Source organism: Polynucleobacter sp. MWH-HuK1, assembly GCF_018881815.1.
Lineage (GTDB): Bacteria > Pseudomonadota > Gammaproteobacteria > Burkholderiales > Burkholderiaceae > Polynucleobacter.
In genome coordinates this window covers 379,993-398,312 of sequence record NZ_JACVPP010000001.1, presented here as the reverse complement: position 1 = coordinate 398,312, position 18,320 = coordinate 379,993, and the positions used below count along the sequence as shown (strand labels likewise).

Here is an 18,320-nt window from a genome sequence, read left to right as displayed (position 1 = left end):
TTTAAAAACATTTTGTTAATTAAGCAGCCAACAATTCGCCTACCGTTTCGGTGGGCGTTTTGTTTTTTGCTGCGGACTTTGCTGCTGTTAGTGCTGCGTCTTTCTGCTTAGCATTTCCGTCTTTCTTTGCCTGTGCTTGCTGCTGACTTAAAAACAGCGCCATTTGTTGCTTAGCCCACTTAGTCATACCTGCCGAATAAGCAGGCACAGCACCCAGCGCCTTAATGTTGCCCTGCTTGTCGGCTTTACCAATCACAAATACAAAGTCTTTGTCATAGGTCTGCGCTACAAACTTGTTAGGCACTTTAAATGTTGCTAACGGCTTTGCTATTGCGTCAGCTAGTGTTTCTTCTACCAAAGTCATTGTGTTAGCAATCATTGTTTCTTTTACTACCACTTTTGATGACTTAGTAAAGCGCTTTTTACATTGCTCTACACCGCCACAATCTTCAATAAACTGCGCTAGCTGACCCGCACTAATGCCCTGCTGTAAAGCTGCTTGTAATGTTCTGCTGTAATTCATACTGCGCTGCCTATCAGTGCGAAACACATAACGCACAAATAGTGTTAGTGCTAGCGTATTAGTTTGAACACGCACCTTACAAACCTCTAAATTTAGCTTCATTTGCTTAATCGTTTCAGTTAAAAGCGTTTTACTAGTTATTGCTTGTTCATACATTGCTAAAACTTCAGCCAAAATTTCATACAAACGCTTGTTGCTGCGTGCGTATTCATTTTGCTCAAAGTGTTCGCGCTGCTTTACTAAACCGTCTGCTTTATTAACGATTGCTTGTGCCGACATAATTGATTTACTACTTACTGACTTAGCCATAATGTTTCCTTTCGATATAAATGGCGTTAATAAATGTGTGTTTGCGAAATTGCCCACACACTTCCTGCTACAAGCGTAAAAAATATTGACGCTTGCTTTACTGCTACTACATAACTTTGCTAATTTTTAAAGAGGGATACGCTGTGCTTGCCGTATCGATAGTTCTATGATACGCTGTATTAACGCGAATTATTATTACGACTTATTCTTCTTATTCTTGTTAATATTAAATGGCTAATTTAGGACGCAAACCACTTCCCCGCCTCATTAGATTGGGCTCAGATTTTGATAAAAGCGGTATTTCTGTTAAGCCCGATTTACGCTATGACTTAGTCTGCGACTACCTAAAAGCTAGTCCAAGTTATGACGCTGTAATGCGTAAGCTAGCGAATCAAAAATCGCCCTACCCATTGCCTAAAGACTACAAAGTCGTTGCTAAAGTAGTTAAAGACTTTGGTGCGATTTACAAAATGAAAGAAGCGGATTGGTGGGATAGGATAGGCAAGCAGTTATACGGCATTAGTGCGCCTTTGCCTGTTGTAAATATAGTAGGCACATTAAAAAGCACAAATAAACAGCAAATTAGCAATTGGACGGGCGTAGATTCAGTAGTTGCTGAGCTACCACTTAATCTAACTTTGCCACAGGCACTAAATCAGTTGCGTAAGCAGCTATCCAACTATCAGTTTTCTACCGTATTACCTAAACAGACTGCGCCCACATACCAACTATCGAATAGTAAGCTGCGGATTGAAACCCTTCAAAACGGACTGAGGGCATTAAAACTTTACAAACGAGGACTTCCGCTATGGAAGATAGGCAATGATCTGAGATTAATACCCGCTCAGTCATTTATTGAAAAGGATATTGATGTAAATGATCCTAATTTGGCTGATAGAAAAGAATTGCTCAGCATAGCAGCTAGTAGATTGATTAAGACTGCGGCATTGGTAGCAGAGAACGCGGCACGCGGAATGTTTCCAACAAACAAACAACATAAAGACGCAATTACAACTCCATATAAACGCAAGGCTGGCCGTCCATATAAAGTAAAAAATTAGAAATCAGCACAAATCTTTTTTATCTTTTTTTTCAATTTAGTTATTCAATTTCATTTGTTATGGTAAAACAATATTTTAAATTTGATAAGCCTAACAAAAATGCTAAAACCGCACGGAATTCTTACTTGGGATCTAAATCAAATCTCTGATTCATTAAAGCTGACACCACAAGATACAAAAGACTATTTCACAGATGGAAGAAGAGTTTCTTTTGTTTTAGAAAGGCGCTTAGCATTTGAGGTTTTAGGCGGAATACTTGCTCCTAGCGAGGGTGCTGGATTTGATTTGATAGATAAAGACGGAAAGAAATGGGAAGTTCGCTCAATTACTCGCGGCGGAATTTATTTTTGCCCGAGCTATATGGTAGGTAGCGGGAGGAGTTTTGAAGAGCAAGGCTTTTTAAATAAATTAAATGATATTGAGGGCTACATTGTTTCTGACATAGAGTGTTTTCCTAAAATACCTTTTTGGAAAATTTCTAAAACAACCGTTCAACATTGGTATTCCACTAACCAATTAGGCAGCGGCACAAAAATTTCGCGCGTTAAAGCCCTCTCATTACTGGAAAATGTATGAAATACTGGATAGGTGTAATAGGCTCACAACTTACTGCTGAAAGGTTCTCAGGCGGTTCTGATACCTGGTTTTGTATGCCAAAGTCTTGCGAGGTTAATGATTTTGTTCTTATGTATGCTTCACAAAAAGCTGCGGGCGTTAGGAGTGGAATTTTCTCTGTTTATCAAATTAGCAATAAAGATGAGTCAAAGGATGCCGAATGTCGGCGGTATGGTATTTTTTCGGGCACAGGAGAGCGACCCGTTTATGTCGATTTAAAATTATTCAACAAATTTCCAAAGCCTTTGGCATTTCAAAAAATTAAAGCAGACAGATTTCTTAGCTCCTTTTCGTATGTGCGTAGAAACTTCCAAGCCACTTACTTTCAGATTTCTGAAAAAGAATATAAGGCATTTGTAGCCTTAGGGTCAAAAGTTGAGTAATAACGATAACTTTGATTGGAATGAGTTTGAGGGCGCTATTCAATTTCTCAAAACTGGAATTAGCTCACTCTACTTTAGAGATGTTATAAAAGCTGCCACAGGTTATCAAATTGAACCTTTTAATGAAGATTCATTAAAGGTTATAACCATAATTGATAATTGGTTAAAAAATAATCTAAATCATTTATCTAATTTTGCTCAAACAACTTACATTGGGAGAGCAAATGAATTAGGTAATACGATTGAAGACGAGCTTAGAAAGAGTCTTTCAGCTATTCCAAACCTAAAATGCGCAAAACCATACCTAGCTAATGGAAACCTTCAAGCTACCGGATATCCAGATTGCCTGATTGAGATGGGAGAAGTTAAGATTTATGCGGATGTTAAAACTTTTCAAACAAAAACAATTGAATCAACTTTAAGAAGTTTTTTTTATCAGCCAACCAATAAAAGTAAGATTCACTTCAATGCTCCTCATATCATCATTGGTTTTGAAACGGAATCACTGGGGGGCGATAACAAATCTCCATTTAAGCTTGTAGGCTATAAACTAATTGATCTCTATGAGCTTAAGGTCAAATTTAAGGCAGAATTTAATGCTGGCAATATTGAAATTTACTCTCTAAAAAAACTACCTTAGTTATTTATTTTTTAAATACGACAATTCTGTTGCTGTTAGTTCCAACTTCATTATTACTTACACCCCAAATATTTGAGGTTTTAGTAAAAACCTGACTATTAATCATTACATATTCACAACTCAAACCGACCTCAATACCTAATGGCAAAATTACTTCATCTAATTTAATTTTTCCATTTCTAATCTCGCCAACCTCAAAGGCAATAATTCCGTCTTTTTTCAAAACCCTGTGAAGCTCAGACAAAACACTTTTCATTTGAGAAGCCCAAACATCAACGGTTCTTGCCATTGTTATACCTTTTCCAACTTCCTCACTATCTATTCCATTAAACCAACAGCGAAGCCAATTGTCGTCTTTATATTGAACAATATCTAAAAATGGTGGCGATGTAACTACTAACGATACCGTGTTATCTTTAATTTCATTTGTGCTATTGGCTGGCTTATTTAGATATAAAGCGCTCTGAAAAGCGTTGTGTAAATTATTAGTCTCTTCTTTAGTCAATCCACTAAGTAATTGTTTAGTTTTTTTTATGATAATTTTTTTTGTATCTCTGTATGTCGGCGTCTGTTTTCTTTTTTCATTAATTCTAATTTGACTTACAGCACTCACCGCCTGATTTGGCGGCATTGTATAAACAGAAAAGAATCCGCTTGAATGTCCTGTGAGTCTATTTGTTGCGACCATTCTTATCCAAGCATCAACGGTATCAAATGTTCCACTCTCTTCTTTATTTGAAAAATATTTTCTTAAACTAAGAATTTCATTGAATGTTTGTTCTTCATAAAACATTGAAAGATCAATATCACTTTTTAGATTTTTTTCAATCTTAATTTCAGCTAGCCTATCCTCTACTTGTCGTAAATTTGGAACAGCAAGTCTTCCAGCGGAGAAGATTGTTGAAATTGGATTAATGTCATTTTGAATTATTTTACGACCCATCAATGCTGCTTCAACAGCTGTTGTTCCCCGCCCACCAAATGGGTCATAAACAACATCGCCTTTACTGGTATATCTATTAATAAAATAATTTGGTAATTGTGGCTTAAAGCAAGCTCTATATGATATCTCCTGTATGGATGATGCCTGCCTTTGCTTGCTAGTCCAAAATTCACCAATAACTTTTTTTACCTCCAAATCACCGACGCTCATTTTCTCTTCAATGAATGAGTTATTTCTCTCAACCTCTTCATTTGGAAACATTTTTAATTGTTCAATTTTTTTCATTTAATTACTTTATTAATTAGGCTAGTTTTTCTGCCATCATTGTAGCTGTTAGCTTGCTATAGTGCCGCTCAATCATTGCGGCACTATTTCCCATTTGTTTTGCTAGCGTATGTATATCTGTTCTATTTTCAACGAGCTCTATCGTTGCGTAAGTATGACGCAGGCTATAAAGAGTTCTAGTTTGTCCTTCATTATTTTTCTCTAATCCAGTATCACGCATCAATCTTCTGAATGTTCCATTTAAACTTGGTGGTTGATATCCATCGCTGAAACGAAATAATTTATGCGGTAATCTAGTCTTCAATAATATTTCAAACTCAATATCTTTAATGTCTGCTTGTCGTTGATGTAGTCTCCGCAGCACATCTACTGCCCTATGTTTAGCAATTAACCAGCGCCCACCTGTTTTACCGCTTACCCACAAGCGTAAATATTTTTTACCCTCGTGTGTGTGCCACTCGATATTTCGCCACTCTAAGCCCATAGCCTCAGTGCCGTGTCGCATACCCGTTAGTAGCAGCAGTTCAACATAGTCTCGTAGTAAGGGGCGCATTTCTCGTTCTACTGCCAATCTGCCCGTCTGCGACCACTTGACTATATATTCAAGCAGGCAATCAATTTCTTCCCTACTAAATGCGGGACGAGGTTTGCTTTTTAAGCCACCACCACTTAGTTTGGGCACAGGCGCGCTCCCGCTTATCCAGCCTTTATTTACGGCAGTTGCTATAAGCCGATTCCACGCACTCGAAAAATTATTCAATGTGCTAGCTTTAGGCAACTTTCCCATTTGCCTATTACGCCATAGTTCAAATTCAGTTATATCGTTGTGCGTGAGTTTTTCTAAATACTTGTCTGAAAAGTAAGGTATGAAATATTTTTCAATACAACTGACATAGGAATGAAAGGCTGTCTTTCCTTTTCCCAAATCAATTTGCTGTCTCAATTCTTTTAGCGTTGCTTCAGCAATATGTGCGAAATTTTGTGTTGTGTGTGCTAAGCCTAATCGTTGCCTGTATCTTGCTTCGTCATATAAATCACAAGCAACGGCTACAGCGCCCTCTAAGCTGGCTTTGTGTGTGCTGACTCTTACCCAACCCTTATCAGCTAACTTAAAGCGGCACTGATATATTGGTGTGGAAGATCGCTTGTATAAAACAACTTCGCCATCGCGCAAATAAATTAAATTTGGCGTTGCTGAAATTAACTGCTGTAGATTTTTTTCGTGTGGCTGCGGTTGCTGTGTGGATTGTGCCGTGTCCAGTTCTTTATACATATAACAACAAAGGAACTAGCATTTGATAAAGTGCGGTGAGCGTAGATTATTTTTACGCACGCAAAGAGCAAAAGTTTGTACAAGCACAAAAGAAAACACCGCAGTCTTTCGACTACGGTGTATATATGGTGGCCCGGGGCGGAATCGAACCACCGACACAAGGATTTTCAATCCTCTGCTCTACCGACTGAGCTACCAGGCCAAGACATGGAATTATAACGAATTTGCTTTAAGCGCCCTTGATTTGGGGGATTTGCTTAATTTCATGGGCTGCACGCCCATGATTATCAGGGGTCTAGCCCTCGCCTTTATTTCGTGAGGTATCTATTCCAAGCGCCTTGAGCTTGCGATACAAATGGGTACGCTCAAGGCCTGTGTACTCAGAAATCTTGGTCATGCTACCGCCCATGATTTGCATTTGATGCTCAAAATACGCTTTTTCAAAGAGATCTCTAGCCTCTCTTAATGGCAGGTCAAAATACGTTTTTGCTATTCCACTGATGTATTCACCCTCAGCAGGTACAGGAGTCGATTCGACAAGTGCTTGCTTTGGTGGTGCTACTGGATTGGTATTGGCCTGAACTACGCGCTCTTGTTCGGGCTCGACATACTTAGGAGAAATCTCTAAAGCCTTGCTAACAGTCTTCAAAAGCTTTTGCAAAGCAATTGGCTTTTCTAAAAAGTTTAAGGCGCCAATTCGGGTTGCTTCTACAGCGGTATCAATTGTTGCATGGCCAGACATCATGACCACAGGCATCGTGAGTTGGCCGGTATTGGACCACTCTTTTAGCAAAGTAATCCCATCGGTATCGGGCATCCAAATATCTAGCAGAACTAGATCCGGACGCATTTGTTCGCGAATTGTGCGAGCTTGTATCGCACTCTCTGCGGCGTACACAGTATGGCCTTCATCTGTCAGGATCTCATTGAGAAGCTCACGAATTCCCATCTCATCATCAACAACCAAAATACTAGCCATGCTTAGGCTGCCTCTTTTGCTAGATTCATATACAATATTGATACCTGCGCACCAACCACTTCATCGCCCTGCATACGATTTCTAATTTCAATTTTCGCAGCATGGTCATCAACAATTTTCTTCACTACTGCTAAGCCCAATCCAGTGCCCTTGCTCTTAGTTGTTACATATGGCTCAAAGGCTCTTGCCAATATCTTAGCTGGAAATCCAACTCCACAATCACTTATTGTTAAACGCACTGCATTTTGAACTACGCCATTATGCTCACCATAAGGCACCAACTCTGTTTTTACCTCTACTGGACTGGTAGGATTTGGGCCCTCAAGAGTGGCATCTTGAGCGTTTTGGAGTAAGTTGTGAATTACCTGCCTCAGTTGGGTTGGGTCACCCATAATATTTGGGCAAGCTGGATCCAATTTCGTTTTCAATGGGCTGCCTTCATACAGACCCAAAATCTCTGAAGTAAGTGTATTAATGGATACCGGCTTCAATTGAGGGGTTGGTGTCTTAGCAAAATCTCTAAAGTCATTCACCATCTCTTTCATGGCTTGCACTTGGCCAATGATGGTTTCAGTACTTCGATTAATCATTTCTTCTTGCTCAGGACTCAACTTACCAGCAAGCTTATGTTGCAGCCTTTCAGCGGAGAGCTGAATGGGTGTTAGAGGATTTTTAATTTCATGGGCAAGGCGCCTTGCTACCTCACTCCAGGCAATCGATCTTTGTGCGCTCACTACGTCGGTAATATCATCAAAAACAACCATTCGTAAATCACCAGTCAACTCTGTGCCGCGCACGAATAAAGTAACGCCTAATTCATTTTCAAACTCATTTGTGCTGTGTAGCTGGATTTGTTTTTGCCATACGGGTGGGCCTGTTTGACCGGTGTTTTGCTCTGCATTACCATCACTAACTACAGCAAGCTTCATGGTGGCAAATCCCTCTTTAATGGCGCCCTCAAACTCTTGTAAAGCCGGGCTGCTACTTAAAGGTTTTCCGTCAAGCTCGGTTAGGTCTTGATCAAAAATTCGGTCGGCCCCCGCATTACTAGAAACGACGTTGTAGTTTTTATCAAAAATACATACGCCTGCGGTCAGGCTTCCCAGCACACGCTCCAAGAATGCCTTAGATTCTTGCAAAGAGGTCCGAGTATCTGCCAGCTGCCTTGTCATGACATTAAATTGGCGCGTCAGCATGCCTAACTCATCGCCAGTATCAAGCTCGGGCTTAGGAGATAAATCGCCCTGGGCAACCGCTTGCGTACCTCTCAACAACATGAGGAGTGGGCGGGCGAGCTGCCTACCCAACATGAGCGCCAGGGTAATTGCAACAAATACCGCAAAGAAGAGAGTGAGGGTTAAGGTTCCGACGAACATCTTGCGTAAGCCTGTTCGCCCTAGCGATTTTTCTTGATACTCGCTATAGGCAGATTCAACAGCAAAAATGTTCTTTGCCAGCGGAGTTGGAATATATCGCACCAGCTGTAAAAAATACTTATCGTCTGTATCTTTGCCTGAATCTAATTTGCTATGAATAGGTTTTTTACGAACAATAGGAACAATCGCCCTAATGCGATAACCACGCTGCCCACCATCCACCTCAATTTGATCTAAAAAAGTAATGCCCTTCTTTTTAAAGGCCTCGGCAACCACCTCAGCACTAGGGGCAGGAAAATATTTCTTTGGCCTTACCTCACTAGTGATAATCAAATTACGCTGTATATTGAAGAGGCTTACTTCTTGAATACCAAATTGATTGCGAATCTTCATGATTGTGGCGCCAACCTGATCGGCTGTTGCGCCTGAGGGGGCTTGCACTATCTGCTCGGCAATAAAATTGCCTTCACCCAAAATTTCTTCTTGAGCAACCCGCAAAGTCACTCGTCCTAGCTCCAAGCCAGAATTGAGCGCCGACTCTACCTTCACATCAAACCAAGTTTCAATACTGCGAGATACGAACTGCAAAGATACGCCGTACAAAATTAATCCGGGAACAATGCCAACCAAAGCAAAAATCATCGCTAGCTTAGCAATCAAACGCGTACCAAAATGACCTCGATACCAACGCACCGCAATCACGCCCACCAGGGTCAAAATAACCAAAGTCAGACAAATTCCAATAACGACATTTGCGGCATATAGCCAAATGAAATAGTTATCAAAAAACTCGGTATTGGATGAGGCTATTGCAAGTAGCACCAAAAGCAATAAAGCAAATACGCCAATTAAACCAATTGTGATTGGTATGACTTTTTTACCCAATACTTTTGATGTAAAAAAGCCCGAGTCCAGCAGGGATGCTATAGATCTCATCGTTTAATCAGATTGGGGCCATTTGAAGAGAACGGAAAGCGATACCAATCGCTAGAAACATTCCAATCACGGCTGTTTAGCGCGTTGACCTGAAATGGTTTTGGTAACTTACTGAGGTCTAGGGTCATGCGCATGCTAGCCACATAGGATTTACCTGGGTCTAGTTGTGAATTTTCCATTACACGCCACCCACCAATACTACCTACCGCTTGCAGTGCCTCAGACATTGATTTGGCTGAGAAAGTAAAACCCTCTGAAGCAATGCGGTACTGCTGCGTTAAGGGTTGATATGACAAACGGGTTTGTCTTTGCACAAAAGCTGGCTTTTCATCAAACCAATACCAGCGCGATCTCGTTAAATCAAACTCAGTCTGAAAATACAGCACCACCCCTTTTTGGACTGCATCTTCGAGACCCGGGGATAATTCAATCTGAAACGTGGCGCTCAAAAGCCAGTCGTTATCAGACCTCTCCAACTCAAAGGATTTGATCTTGATACCTTCTGCACTTACAGTGGTTGAGAAAATTCCCAAAACCATCAAGAACAAAAAGAGGAATTGTTTAATTCTTTGGCTCATGGCCCATTTTTCTTAAACAAAGCATAGTAAAAACCGTCGTTTAGTTCACCAGGCAAAAGTTGGCCTGGAGCGCCTAATCGTACCGCATCGGGGTACTGCCCAGCAAACCAAATAGCCTGATCTTCACCCTCCTCAACAAATATTGAACATGTGACATATAGGAGGGTGCCGCCTGGTTTGAGCATCTTCCAAGCCTGCTTCAGAATGCCACGCTGCCTTTCTTGCAGGGCTCTTACATCAGCCTCACGCCTTAAAAAAGGTATGTCTGGGTGGCGAGACACAATACCCGAAGCAGAGCAGGGGGCATCGAGCAAAATTTTGTCAAAAAGAATGCTGTCCCACCATGCGGCTTTAGAGGCGTCGCCACGAAGCACTTTTACCTTGTCAGAGTGCAAACGAAGGCGATCTAAATTACTGCCAATTTTTCCAATCCGCTCACCATCTAACTCCAAGGCCTGCATTGAGCAATCAGCAAGTTCTAATAAGTGCGCTGTTTTGCCACCAGGTGCTGCGCAGGCATCTAACACTAACTCGCCAGCTTGAGGGTTTAACAAAATCGCAGCAAGCTGAGCTCCCGCATCTTGAACAGATACAGCGCCACTATAAAAACCGGGCAAATCAGAAACAGGCACGGCTTCTGGAATTAAAAGTGCGCCAGGCAAAACAATGCCAGCCACCTCATCAATTGGTTTTGATGCAATACCGGCATCAGACAATAACGATTGATATTGCTCGCGTGTATATTGCCGTTGATTAACGCGCAAAATTAATGGTGCGCGCTTAGCCTGCCGAAACAAAATGGATTGCCACTGTTTAGAGTAATTGCGCTTCAAATTAGCGCGCCACCATGGAGGCACATGCATAGGAATAGGGTCGGGCGGGTAACGTTTCTCGCCTTCAGGCGGCTGCACCAAGAGGCTGACTTTACGCAGGACTGCATTCACCAATCCCTTGGCATACATGGTCTTATCGTATTCGCCGCACGCCTTTACGGCCTGATCAACAATGGTGTGCGCTGGATAACCCTTACCTTCTGTTGCATCCTGCAAAAATAAAGCGATTGCCACGCTTAGCAAATGATCAGTTTCAGGCGGCGGAGTCTTTGGAATAAGTTGCCTGATTAACTCATGCGAGCGCGCCCACTTTCGTAGCGCATCAAAACTAAGACTTTGAACGATTGGTCTCTCATGCGGCTCAAGCTGATCCAAGACTTCCGTAAGTGATCTTCCACTCACTACCTCGCTGATTGCTTGTGCCGCAATAGTGATTGCTTCTGAAAGCGGGAGACTGCGTGGTGTTTTTTTGTCGGTCAAATTAATTTGCTCCGGGGTATACCCCGTTTTTAGCCATGCGCATTAAACGTGCCACCCGCTCTTCAGTGGGAGGGTGGGTTGAGAAAAGTTGCGCAAGGCCACCAGCAGCAAGAGGATTCAGAATCATCATCTGCGCTGTTTCTGGGTGTTGCTCGACAGCCTGAAATGGAATGCCCTGAGCATAGTTATGAATTTTTTCTAGTGCGTGTGCAAGGGCCTCTGGATCAGAGCTAATTTCTGCACCACCACGATCAGCCTCATATTCCCGTGCGCGCGAAATGCTCATCTGAATCAAACTTGCTGCCATTGGCGCCAATATCGCCACCATCAAACTCGCTATTGGATTGTTAGGTCTGCCCTCTGAATCGCGACCTCCAAAAAACATCGCAAAATTTGCTAATGCAGAAATTGCCCCTGCCATAGTTGCAGCAACTGTTGAAATCAAAATATCGCGATGACGAACATGTGCAAGCTCATGCGCCATAACGCCGCGCAGCTCACGATTCGAGAGAATTTTTAGAATGCCAGTTGTAGCGGCAACGGAAGCATTATCTGGATTGCGTCCTGTTGCAAATGCATTTGGCGCATCTTCATTAATCAAAAATACTTTGGGCATCGGCAGGCCCGCCTTCTCAGACAACTCTTTCACCAATCCATAAAACTGGGGCGCAGATCTCTCGTCAACCTGTTGTGCATTGGTCATCTTCAACACCATAGTGTCAGAAAACCAATAGCTGAAAAAATTCATGCCGACAGCCATCAATAAAGCCATCAACATCCCTTGCTCGCCGCCGAGCATGCCTCCAACCACAATAAATAATGCAGTAATGGCTGCCATCAAAACAGCAGTCTTTGCAAAATTAAACATTTCTACTCCTTTGACAGAAAATGCAACTGTTTTTGACCAACACCAATTGACTGTAAGCAGGTTTTAGCATCCATTTTTTTGCCTCCAGGTTTTTGCATCTGCAAAACCTCGATAACACCATGACCACACTGAATATATACGCCATCACCACTAAACCCAAGCACATCACCAACGCTTCCGGATAAGCCCATTACTCCGATTTCCGGGATTCTGGAATTCCAAAGCTTCAACACTAGCCCGTCAACCTGACCAGTAGCGCCAGGGAAAGGATTAAATGCCCGAATACGTTGATCAATTTCTTTCGCACTTAAGGACCAATCAATTTCTGCTTCGCTCTTTAGTATTTTTTCAGCATAAGTAATGCCTTGCTTTGGCTGTGGCACCCGGTTCACATCTTTACGTTGCTGCATGGTACTTAAGACGCTCACGATCGAATCGGCGCCAAGTTGCGCTAATCGATCATGCAAGCTTGCGCTTGTTTCATCGGGGGCTATATCAAGACTAGAAATTAAAACGGTATCCCCAGTATCAAGATCGGCATCCATTTGCATAATGCAAACACCAGTCTTAGCATCTCCAGCTTCAATCGCCCGCTGAATTGGCGCAGCACCACGCCAACGTGGAAGTAAAGAGGCGTGAATATTAAAACTCCCAAATCTTCCGGGTCGCTCGCTTATGTCTAAAATTTCTTGGGGCAAGATCAGGCCATATGCAACAACAACCATGGCATCAAACTCGATTGAGGAGAGACGCTCATAGGCCTCATCAGCTTGTGCTTTTTTTTGTGGATCGGCACTAGTGCGTCTTAGGGTTTCTGGCTGCAATACCGGAATATTATTTTCTAAAGCAAACTCTTTAACCGGACTTGCTTGCAAATGCATGCCCCTACCAGCACGGCGGTCAGGCTGAGTGAAGGCTAAAACAATTTCATGCCCAGCAGCGTAGATTGCACGCATGGCTTGGGCAGCAAACTCTGGGGTTCCAGCAAAGACAATTTTCATTGGGGCGCTTAGCGCTGACCTACTAATTCTTTAGCACGCTTCTTCATTTTTTGCGAGATACGAGTTCGCTTGAGAATTGATAAATATTCGACAAATACTTTTCCCTGCAAATGATCTAACTCGTGCTGCAAACAAACTGCCAACAAACCATCGGCATTTAATTCAAACTCTTTGCCGTCAATATCTAATGCCTTAACTCGAATTTCTGCCGGCCTTTCAACTTCGTCATAAAAATCAGGAACAGACAGGCAACCTTCGCGCCAAGATTTCATTTCAGTGCTTGCCCAAACAATTTCCGGATTAATAAAAACCATCAACTCGTTTTGCTCATCAGATACGTCGATCACTACGATGCGCTCATGTATGTTTACCTGGGTTGCTGCCAAGCCAACACCGGGAGCCTCATACATAGTCTCAGCCATATCAGCGACAATTTTTTTAATGCGAGCGTCAACCTGCGCAACCGGTTTTGCAACCTTATGCAGGCGAGGATCTGGATAACAAAGGACGTTTAACAAAGCCATATAAGAATTATCCAACAGAGCTATCAGTCTGTCCTGATTGTTCTAATTCCCCTATGGCACAAAATTGATTTATGCAATTAACGCCCGTAACGACTAACGCCATCCGCATCGATCGTAAAAATGCCGACTATCCTCGCGGTCTTCAGGATTTGTATGACCCTCCAGACTCGCTCTATATATATGGAGATGCCAGTCTTTTAAAGAAGCCCATGATTGCCATCGTCGGCTCAAGAAACGCCAGTCCAGAGGGTTTAAAAAATGCTCGCTACCTTGCACAGGATCTAGCCAGGGCGGGGGCACTCATTGTTTCTGGGATGGCAATGGGCATCGATAGCGCAGCCCACCATGCGGTTATTGAACTTGGGTCGGGCCACTTTACCGCCGCCATACTAGGCACCGGCTTAGACATTATTTATCCCCGTCAAAACATCAACCTCTCCAGGGCCATTGGACAACAAGGACTTCTGATATCCGAGTTACCTATGGGGACAGGCCCAAAGGCATGGCACTTTCCCAGGCGAAATCGCATTATTGCAGCCCTGTCACTCGGCGTTGTAGTCATAGAAGCAGCAAAAAGGTCAGGCTCCCTCATTACGGCACGCTTAGCTGCAGAGCTGGGAAGAGAGGTTTTTGCCCTTCCTGGCCCTATAAGCAACCCCAATTCAATTGGTTGTCACATGCTGATTCAACAAGGTGCAAAACTGGCCTTTAGGACGAGTGACATACTTGAGGAACTCGATTTTTGCTGAAAAACCCCATTTAAATAGCCTTAAAGCAAGGTTTTGCTATAAAAATAGGCAATCTGTTGCATCCAAAATAGGCAAAAAATTGGGGTTTTTGGACTTTTCTTGATTTATCGGTTAATAATAAAAAAGGGGTATGTAATTGGCTGGGTCCTATTTAGGCATTAATCGACCCCCTGTTTTACCCAATAAAACATCATTTTTAGCTCAAATTTAGGCAAAACGCGTGGCGACTAAAGCAACTACCAAAAAAAGCAGCTCGAAGACTTCCGCCGGGGATAACCCAAAGGCGCTCATCATTGCGGAGAAGCCCTCTGTTGCCAATGACATTGCTAAGGCCCTAGGTGGCTTTACAAAATATGAAGATTATTTTGAAAGCGATGAATTTCTGATTTCTTCTGCAGTGGGTCATTTATTAGAGATCGCCGCTCCAGAAGAGTTTGACGTAAAACGTGGCAAGTGGTCTTTTGCCAACTTGCCAGTGGTGCCTCCTTATTTTGATTTGCGCCCAATTGCTAAAACTGAGTCGCGCTTAAAAGTTTTACAAAAGCTTATTAAGCGTAAAGATGTCACCGCACTTATTAATGCATGCGACGCGGGGCGCGAAGGCGAGTTGATTTTCCGTTTGATTGCACAACATGCAAAAGCATCGCAATCCATCAAGCGCTTGTGGCTGCAATCGATGACGCCAGCCGCAATTCGTGAGGGCTTTGCGAACTTACGAACTGATGAAGATATGAAGCCGCTTGCAGATGCTGCGCGTTGCCGCTCTGAAGCAGATTGGCTGGTTGGCATCAATGGCACTCGCGCTATGACTGCGTTTAATAGCAAGAGTGGTGGCTTCTTTTTAACCACGGTCGGTCGTGTTCAAACCCCAACACTCTCAATTGTGGTTGAGAGAGAAGAGCTCATTCGTAAATTTATTTCCAAAGACTATTGGGAAGTAAAAGCTGAATTCATTGCTGCAGCAGGCGTCTATGAAGGCCGTTGGTTTGATCCGAAATTTAAAAAGGATGCTTCCGAACCAGATGCGCGAGAGAATCGCTTATGGAGCGAAGCCGCTGCACAAAGCATCGTAGCGGCATGTCGTGACAAAAAAGCAAACGTAACCGAGGAAGCTAAGCCAGCCACGCAGCTTGCCCCTCAACTATTTGACTTAACTAGTTTGCAGCGCGAAGCAAATGCACGCTTTGGCTTCTCCGCAAAAAATACATTAGGTCTTGCACAGGCTTTATACGAGCGTCACAAAGTATTAACGTATCCGCGTACTGATGCAAAAGCTCTGCCAGAGGATTATCTCGATACGGTTAAACAAACCATGGAGAATCTTTCTGAGCACTCGCAAGAATATCGTGTGTTTGCAAAACAAATTCTGCAAGGTGATCCTAAGGATCCAAAAGCCAAAGCAGGCTACGGATGGATTAAACCGAACAAGCGTATTTTCGATAACTCCAAAATTTCCGATCACTTTGCGATCATTCCAACACTAGAAACGCCGAAGAGCTTGAGTGAGCCCGAAGCAAAACTCTATGATTTGGTGGTGCGCCGATTCTTAGCAGTGTTTTATCCTGCCGCAGAATTCCGTGTTACTACGCGTATTACAGAGGCTTCAGGACACCACTTTAAAACTGAGGGGCGCGTGCTCGTAAACCCAGGCTGGCTAACGGTCTACGGCAAATCCAATCAGGCAGATGATGAACTCGTTCCGGTCCAAGAGGGCGAATCAGTCCAAACAGAAACTATTACTGCTGTGCCATTAAAAACAAAACCACCAGCACGCTATACAGAAGCAACATTGCTCTCAGCAATGGAAAGTGCTGGCAAGTGGGTGGATGATGATGAGATGCGTGAGGCTATGGCCGAAAAAGGTTTGGGCACTCCAGCAACACGCGCGGCAATTATTGAAGGCCTGCTGGCAGAAAAATATATCGTGCGGGAAGCACGCGAGCTGATACCAACAGCAAAAGCGTTCCAGCTGATGACCCTGTTGCGCGGCTTAGATGTTGAAGAATTAACACGCCCCGATTTAACTGGTAGCTGGGAGAATAAACTTTCTCTCATCGAGCAAGGCAAAATGAATCGCGATACCTTCATGCAAGAGATCGCGCAGATGACCCAGCGCATTGTGAAGCGCGCCAAAGAATACGATAGCGACACTATCCCTGGTGACTATGCCACTATGACCACGCCATGCCCGCACTGTAAGGGTCCGGTAAAAGAAAACTACCGTCGTTTTGCTTGCGAAAAGTGCGGTTTTACTATCAGCAAAACACCGGGTGGCCGTGCATTTGAATACCCTGAAGTTGAAGAGTTACTACGTGAAAAAACAATTGGGCCTCTGCAAGGATTCCGCAGCAAAATGGGGAGACCGTTTGCGGCAATTATCAAGTTAAGTGAAATTCCAGAGGATGACAAAGACTATCCAAATGCTGGTTTCAAACTTGAGTTTGATTTTGGTAACGCACAAGATGATGAGACTGAAGCGGTTGATTTCACTGGACGCCAAGCTCTAGGAGTTTGTCCTAAATGCTCTGGCGCTGTTTATGAAGATGGCATGCGCTATGTTTGCGAAAACAATACTGGTCCGAGCAAGTCGTGTGACTTCAAAACAGGGAAAGTTGTTTTGCAACAAGAAATATCTGCAGAACAGGTTCAAAAGTTATTGAAAGAAGGCAAAACCGATCTTCTGACCAACTTCAAGTCGAACCGCACTGGGCGTGGGTTTAAGGCTTATTTAGCCTTAGATTCAGCAGGCAAAATCGGTTTTGAATTTGAGGCCAAAGCCCCCAAAGCAGAGGGCGCTGCTAAAGCCCCTGCGAAGAAACGGGCTGGCGCAAGTGCAGCAACTAAATCAGCCGCAAAACCCAAGCGCGCCAGCAAAGCAAATTCATCCTCTAGTAGCTGAGCGGTAATAAGCTTGGCTGCTAGAGCGGACCATAAAATTCCACGCGACCCCAAGGCGGTAGCCAAAAATATTCCTGGGCGCTGAGTGAGTGCGCCGATGATAGGCAAGCGATCACCGGCAACACAGCGAACGCCAACAAATTCACTGGCCTTCACTAACGAGCGAGCATCGCCCTCTTCATAAGCCAACAGGCCCTTTGCCTGTTGGCGATTGAAGTCATCACTTTCACCTCTTGGCTCCAGATCGTCTTGACCCTCATCAAAGCTCGAGCCCACAATCCATTGATAGCTGCCATCCTCTAAACAAGTCGCAGGCAAACAATAACCATCACCAGAAACACCAACTCTTGGCAACCTTTCAACCCAAGGATCCCCTTCTTTAACCGAGAAAATACTGAGCTGTCCGCGCACAGGCCTCAAAGGCAGGCGGATATCAATGCTTTTCATTAAAGACTTGGCATCCATGGCACAAGCAACGACCACCTTGTCGGCCGAAACAAGCATCTCATTTTTTGCGTCGAATAAATGCCAAGATTTAACACCCTTTTCAAGGCGCGTAATACGTGCATTCCAAACGCAAGTCAACCGATCATGATTCTTCAAGAGCTGTTTGCTTGCTTCGTATAAATTTAAACCGGCACCTCGCGGTAACCAAACACCGCTTTGCTCAATTCCACAAACCCGCTGTGCCTCTTTAGCATCCATAGCCATTGCCATATCGACATCAAGATCTAGGGAGCGAAGATGCTCCATCACTTGTGTGCGATCAAATACCTTATCTTTTTTGGTCGGCTGAAATATGCCATGTTGGTGCCATGTATTTTTCCAGCGCGCTTCTGCAAGCAAAAATGCAATGCGTGTTAGACGCAGTAAGCGTGGAGAGCCTTTGCCAATATGGGGATGAGCAATGGCATAAGCATGGCTTGAACAGGCGGTAGCTGGAGATGCGGCGGCGTCAATAATACAAACTGGTTTGCCGCGCTCGAGCAACTCATTTGCAATGGTTGCCCCACAAATGCCCGCCCCAATCACCACTATTTCATGGTGTTGGGGTTTAGTCATTTAA

At 43.5% G+C, this 18,320-nt stretch carries 16 protein-coding genes, 1 tRNA gene and 1 pseudogene; 6 read left to right on the top strand and 12 right to left on the bottom strand.

The window, feature by feature from the left end:
• Nucleotides 1–19: 19 nt before the first annotated feature.
• Entirely contained in the window at nt 20–832 is an 813-nt protein-coding gene (locus ICE93_RS02060; protein WP_216185027.1) for a hypothetical protein, read from the bottom strand.
• A 230-nt stretch (nt 833–1,062) separates the two neighbouring features.
• Here ICE93_RS02060 and ICE93_RS02055 point away from each other — a divergent pair, with 230 nt between their 5' ends.
• The 4 genes from ICE93_RS02055 to ICE93_RS02040 all read left to right on the top strand — a co-directional run bounded on the left by ICE93_RS02055 (nt 1,063) and on the right by ICE93_RS02040 (nt 3,531).
• Nucleotides 1,063–1,893, top strand: a complete 831-nt coding sequence (locus ICE93_RS02055) for a hypothetical protein (protein ID WP_216185024.1) — start codon at nt 1,063–1,065, stop codon at nt 1,891–1,893.
• Nucleotides 1,894–1,992: 99 nt separating this feature from the next.
• On the top strand, nt 1,993–2,469 hold the full coding sequence (locus tag ICE93_RS02050) for a hypothetical protein (protein ID WP_216185021.1): 477 nt from the start codon (nt 1,993–1,995) through the stop codon (nt 2,467–2,469).
• Nucleotides 2,466–2,891 (top strand): EVE domain-containing protein, encoded by a 426-nt coding sequence (locus ICE93_RS02045; RefSeq protein WP_216185018.1) that lies wholly within the window; start codon nt 2,466–2,468, stop codon nt 2,889–2,891. The genes ICE93_RS02050 and ICE93_RS02045 overlap by 4 nt, the downstream gene beginning before the upstream one ends.
• Nucleotides 2,884–3,531 carry a hypothetical protein gene (locus ICE93_RS02040; protein WP_216185015.1) on the top strand — a complete coding sequence of 216 codons (648 nt, stop codon included), beginning with the start codon at nt 2,884–2,886 and terminating at the stop codon, nt 3,529–3,531. The genes ICE93_RS02045 and ICE93_RS02040 overlap by 8 nt, the downstream gene beginning before the upstream one ends.
• 4 nt (nt 3,532–3,535) lie before the next feature.
• On the opposite strand, the gene ICE93_RS02035 is transcribed toward ICE93_RS02040, so the two are convergent.
• From ICE93_RS02035 to def, 10 genes are all read right to left on the bottom strand, one after another.
• Nucleotides 3,536–4,759 (bottom strand): DNA methyltransferase, encoded by a 1,224-nt coding sequence (locus ICE93_RS02035; protein ID WP_216185012.1) that lies wholly within the window; start codon nt 4,757–4,759, stop codon nt 3,536–3,538.
• 16 nt (nt 4,760–4,775) lie between these two features.
• Complete coding sequence (locus ICE93_RS02030) at nt 4,776–6,032, bottom strand: tyrosine-type recombinase/integrase (RefSeq protein ID WP_255554444.1); 1,257 nt, start codon at nt 6,030–6,032, stop codon at nt 4,776–4,778.
• 126 nt (nt 6,033–6,158) lie between these two features.
• Nucleotides 6,159–6,234, bottom strand: a tRNA-Phe gene (locus ICE93_RS02025).
• Nucleotides 6,235–6,327: 93 nt separating this feature from the next.
• On the bottom strand, nt 6,328–7,011 hold the full coding sequence (locus tag ICE93_RS02020) for a response regulator (protein WP_216185009.1): 684 nt from the start codon (nt 7,009–7,011) through the stop codon (nt 6,328–6,330).
• A gap of 2 nt (nt 7,012–7,013) precedes the next feature.
• Nucleotides 7,014–9,323 carry an ATP-binding protein gene (locus ICE93_RS02015; protein WP_216185006.1) on the bottom strand — a complete coding sequence of 770 codons (2,310 nt, stop codon included), beginning with the start codon at nt 9,321–9,323 and terminating at the stop codon, nt 7,014–7,016.
• The gene (locus tag ICE93_RS02010) at nt 9,320–9,901 is read right to left on the bottom strand and encodes a DUF4390 domain-containing protein (protein WP_255554443.1); all 582 of its coding nucleotides are present in this window, start codon (nt 9,899–9,901) and stop codon (nt 9,320–9,322) included. The genes ICE93_RS02015 and ICE93_RS02010 overlap by 4 nt, the downstream gene beginning before the upstream one ends.
• Nucleotides 9,898–11,214, bottom strand: a complete 1,317-nt coding sequence (gene rsmB / locus ICE93_RS02005; protein WP_216185004.1) for a 16S rRNA (cytosine(967)-C(5))-methyltransferase RsmB — start codon at nt 11,212–11,214, stop codon at nt 9,898–9,900. Before rsmB ends, ICE93_RS02010 begins: the two co-directional genes overlap by 4 nt.
• Before the next feature lies 1 nt (nt 11,215).
• The gene (htpX, locus tag ICE93_RS02000; protein WP_216185001.1) at nt 11,216–12,082 is read right to left on the bottom strand and encodes a zinc metalloprotease HtpX; all 867 of its coding nucleotides are present in this window, start codon (nt 12,080–12,082) and stop codon (nt 11,216–11,218) included.
• A gap of 2 nt (nt 12,083–12,084) precedes the next feature.
• Nucleotides 12,085–13,083 carry a methionyl-tRNA formyltransferase gene (gene fmt, locus ICE93_RS01995; RefSeq protein WP_216184998.1) on the bottom strand — a complete coding sequence of 333 codons (999 nt, stop codon included), beginning with the start codon at nt 13,081–13,083 and terminating at the stop codon, nt 12,085–12,087.
• Nucleotides 13,084–13,091: 8 nt separating this feature from the next.
• The gene (gene def, locus ICE93_RS01990; RefSeq protein WP_216184996.1) at nt 13,092–13,607 is read right to left on the bottom strand and encodes a peptide deformylase; all 516 of its coding nucleotides are present in this window, start codon (nt 13,605–13,607) and stop codon (nt 13,092–13,094) included.
• Nucleotides 13,608–13,678: 71 nt separating this feature from the next.
• Between def and dprA the strand changes: the two genes are divergently transcribed.
• Together dprA and ICE93_RS01980 are read left to right on the top strand one after the other, a co-directional pair.
• Nucleotides 13,679–14,356, top strand: coding sequence for a DNA-processing protein DprA (gene dprA, locus ICE93_RS01985; protein ID WP_216184994.1), 678 nt, complete (start codon nt 13,679–13,681; stop codon nt 14,354–14,356).
• Nucleotides 14,357–14,576: 220 nt separating this feature from the next.
• Complete coding sequence (locus tag ICE93_RS01980) at nt 14,577–17,255, top strand: DNA topoisomerase III (RefSeq protein ID WP_216184992.1); 2,679 nt, start codon at nt 14,577–14,579, stop codon at nt 17,253–17,255.
• Here the strand turns inward: ICE93_RS01980 and mnmC are convergent.
• Nucleotides 17,225–18,316: pseudogene (gene mnmC, locus ICE93_RS11360) on the bottom strand (FAD-dependent 5-carboxymethylaminomethyl-2-thiouridine(34) oxidoreductase MnmC); the annotation flags it as partial. The gene ICE93_RS01980 and the pseudogene mnmC overlap by 31 nt on opposite strands.
• Between the last annotated feature and the right edge of the window lie 4 nt (nt 18,317–18,320).

Excerpts from the sequence above, each read along its gene's own strand:
- ICE93_RS02030 (WP_255554444.1), bottom strand. The coding sequence starts at position 6,032 with ATGTATAAAGAACTGGACACGGCACAATCCACACAGCAACCGCAGCCA.
- htpX (WP_216185001.1), bottom strand. The coding sequence starts at position 12,082 with ATGTTTAATTTTGCAAAGACTGCTGTTTTGATGGCAGCCATTACTGCA.
- fmt (WP_216184998.1), bottom strand. The coding sequence starts at position 13,083 with ATGAAAATTGTCTTTGCTGGAACCCCAGAGTTTGCTGCCCAAGCCATG.
- ICE93_RS02035 (WP_216185012.1), bottom strand. The coding sequence starts at position 4,759 with ATGAAAAAAATTGAACAATTAAAAATGTTTCCAAATGAAGAGGTTGAG.
- ICE93_RS02010 (WP_255554443.1), bottom strand. The coding sequence starts at position 9,901 with ATGAGCCAAAGAATTAAACAATTCCTCTTTTTGTTCTTGATGGTTTTG.
- dprA (WP_216184994.1), top strand. The coding sequence starts at position 13,679 with ATGCAATTAACGCCCGTAACGACTAACGCCATCCGCATCGATCGTAAA.
- ICE93_RS02020 (WP_216185009.1), bottom strand. The coding sequence starts at position 7,011 with ATGGCTAGTATTTTGGTTGTTGATGATGAGATGGGAATTCGTGAGCTT.
- ICE93_RS02045 (WP_216185018.1), top strand. The coding sequence starts at position 2,466 with ATGAAATACTGGATAGGTGTAATAGGCTCACAACTTACTGCTGAAAGG.
- ICE93_RS02050 (WP_216185021.1), top strand. The coding sequence starts at position 1,993 with ATGCTAAAACCGCACGGAATTCTTACTTGGGATCTAAATCAAATCTCT.
- ICE93_RS02055 (WP_216185024.1), top strand. The coding sequence starts at position 1,063 with ATGGCTAATTTAGGACGCAAACCACTTCCCCGCCTCATTAGATTGGGC.
- ICE93_RS02015 (WP_216185006.1), bottom strand. The coding sequence starts at position 9,323 with ATGAGATCTATAGCATCCCTGCTGGACTCGGGCTTTTTTACATCAAAA.
- ICE93_RS02060 (WP_216185027.1), bottom strand. The coding sequence starts at position 832 with ATGGCTAAGTCAGTAAGTAGTAAATCAATTATGTCGGCACAAGCAATC.
- def (WP_216184996.1), bottom strand. The coding sequence starts at position 13,607 with ATGGCTTTGTTAAACGTCCTTTGTTATCCAGATCCTCGCCTGCATAAG.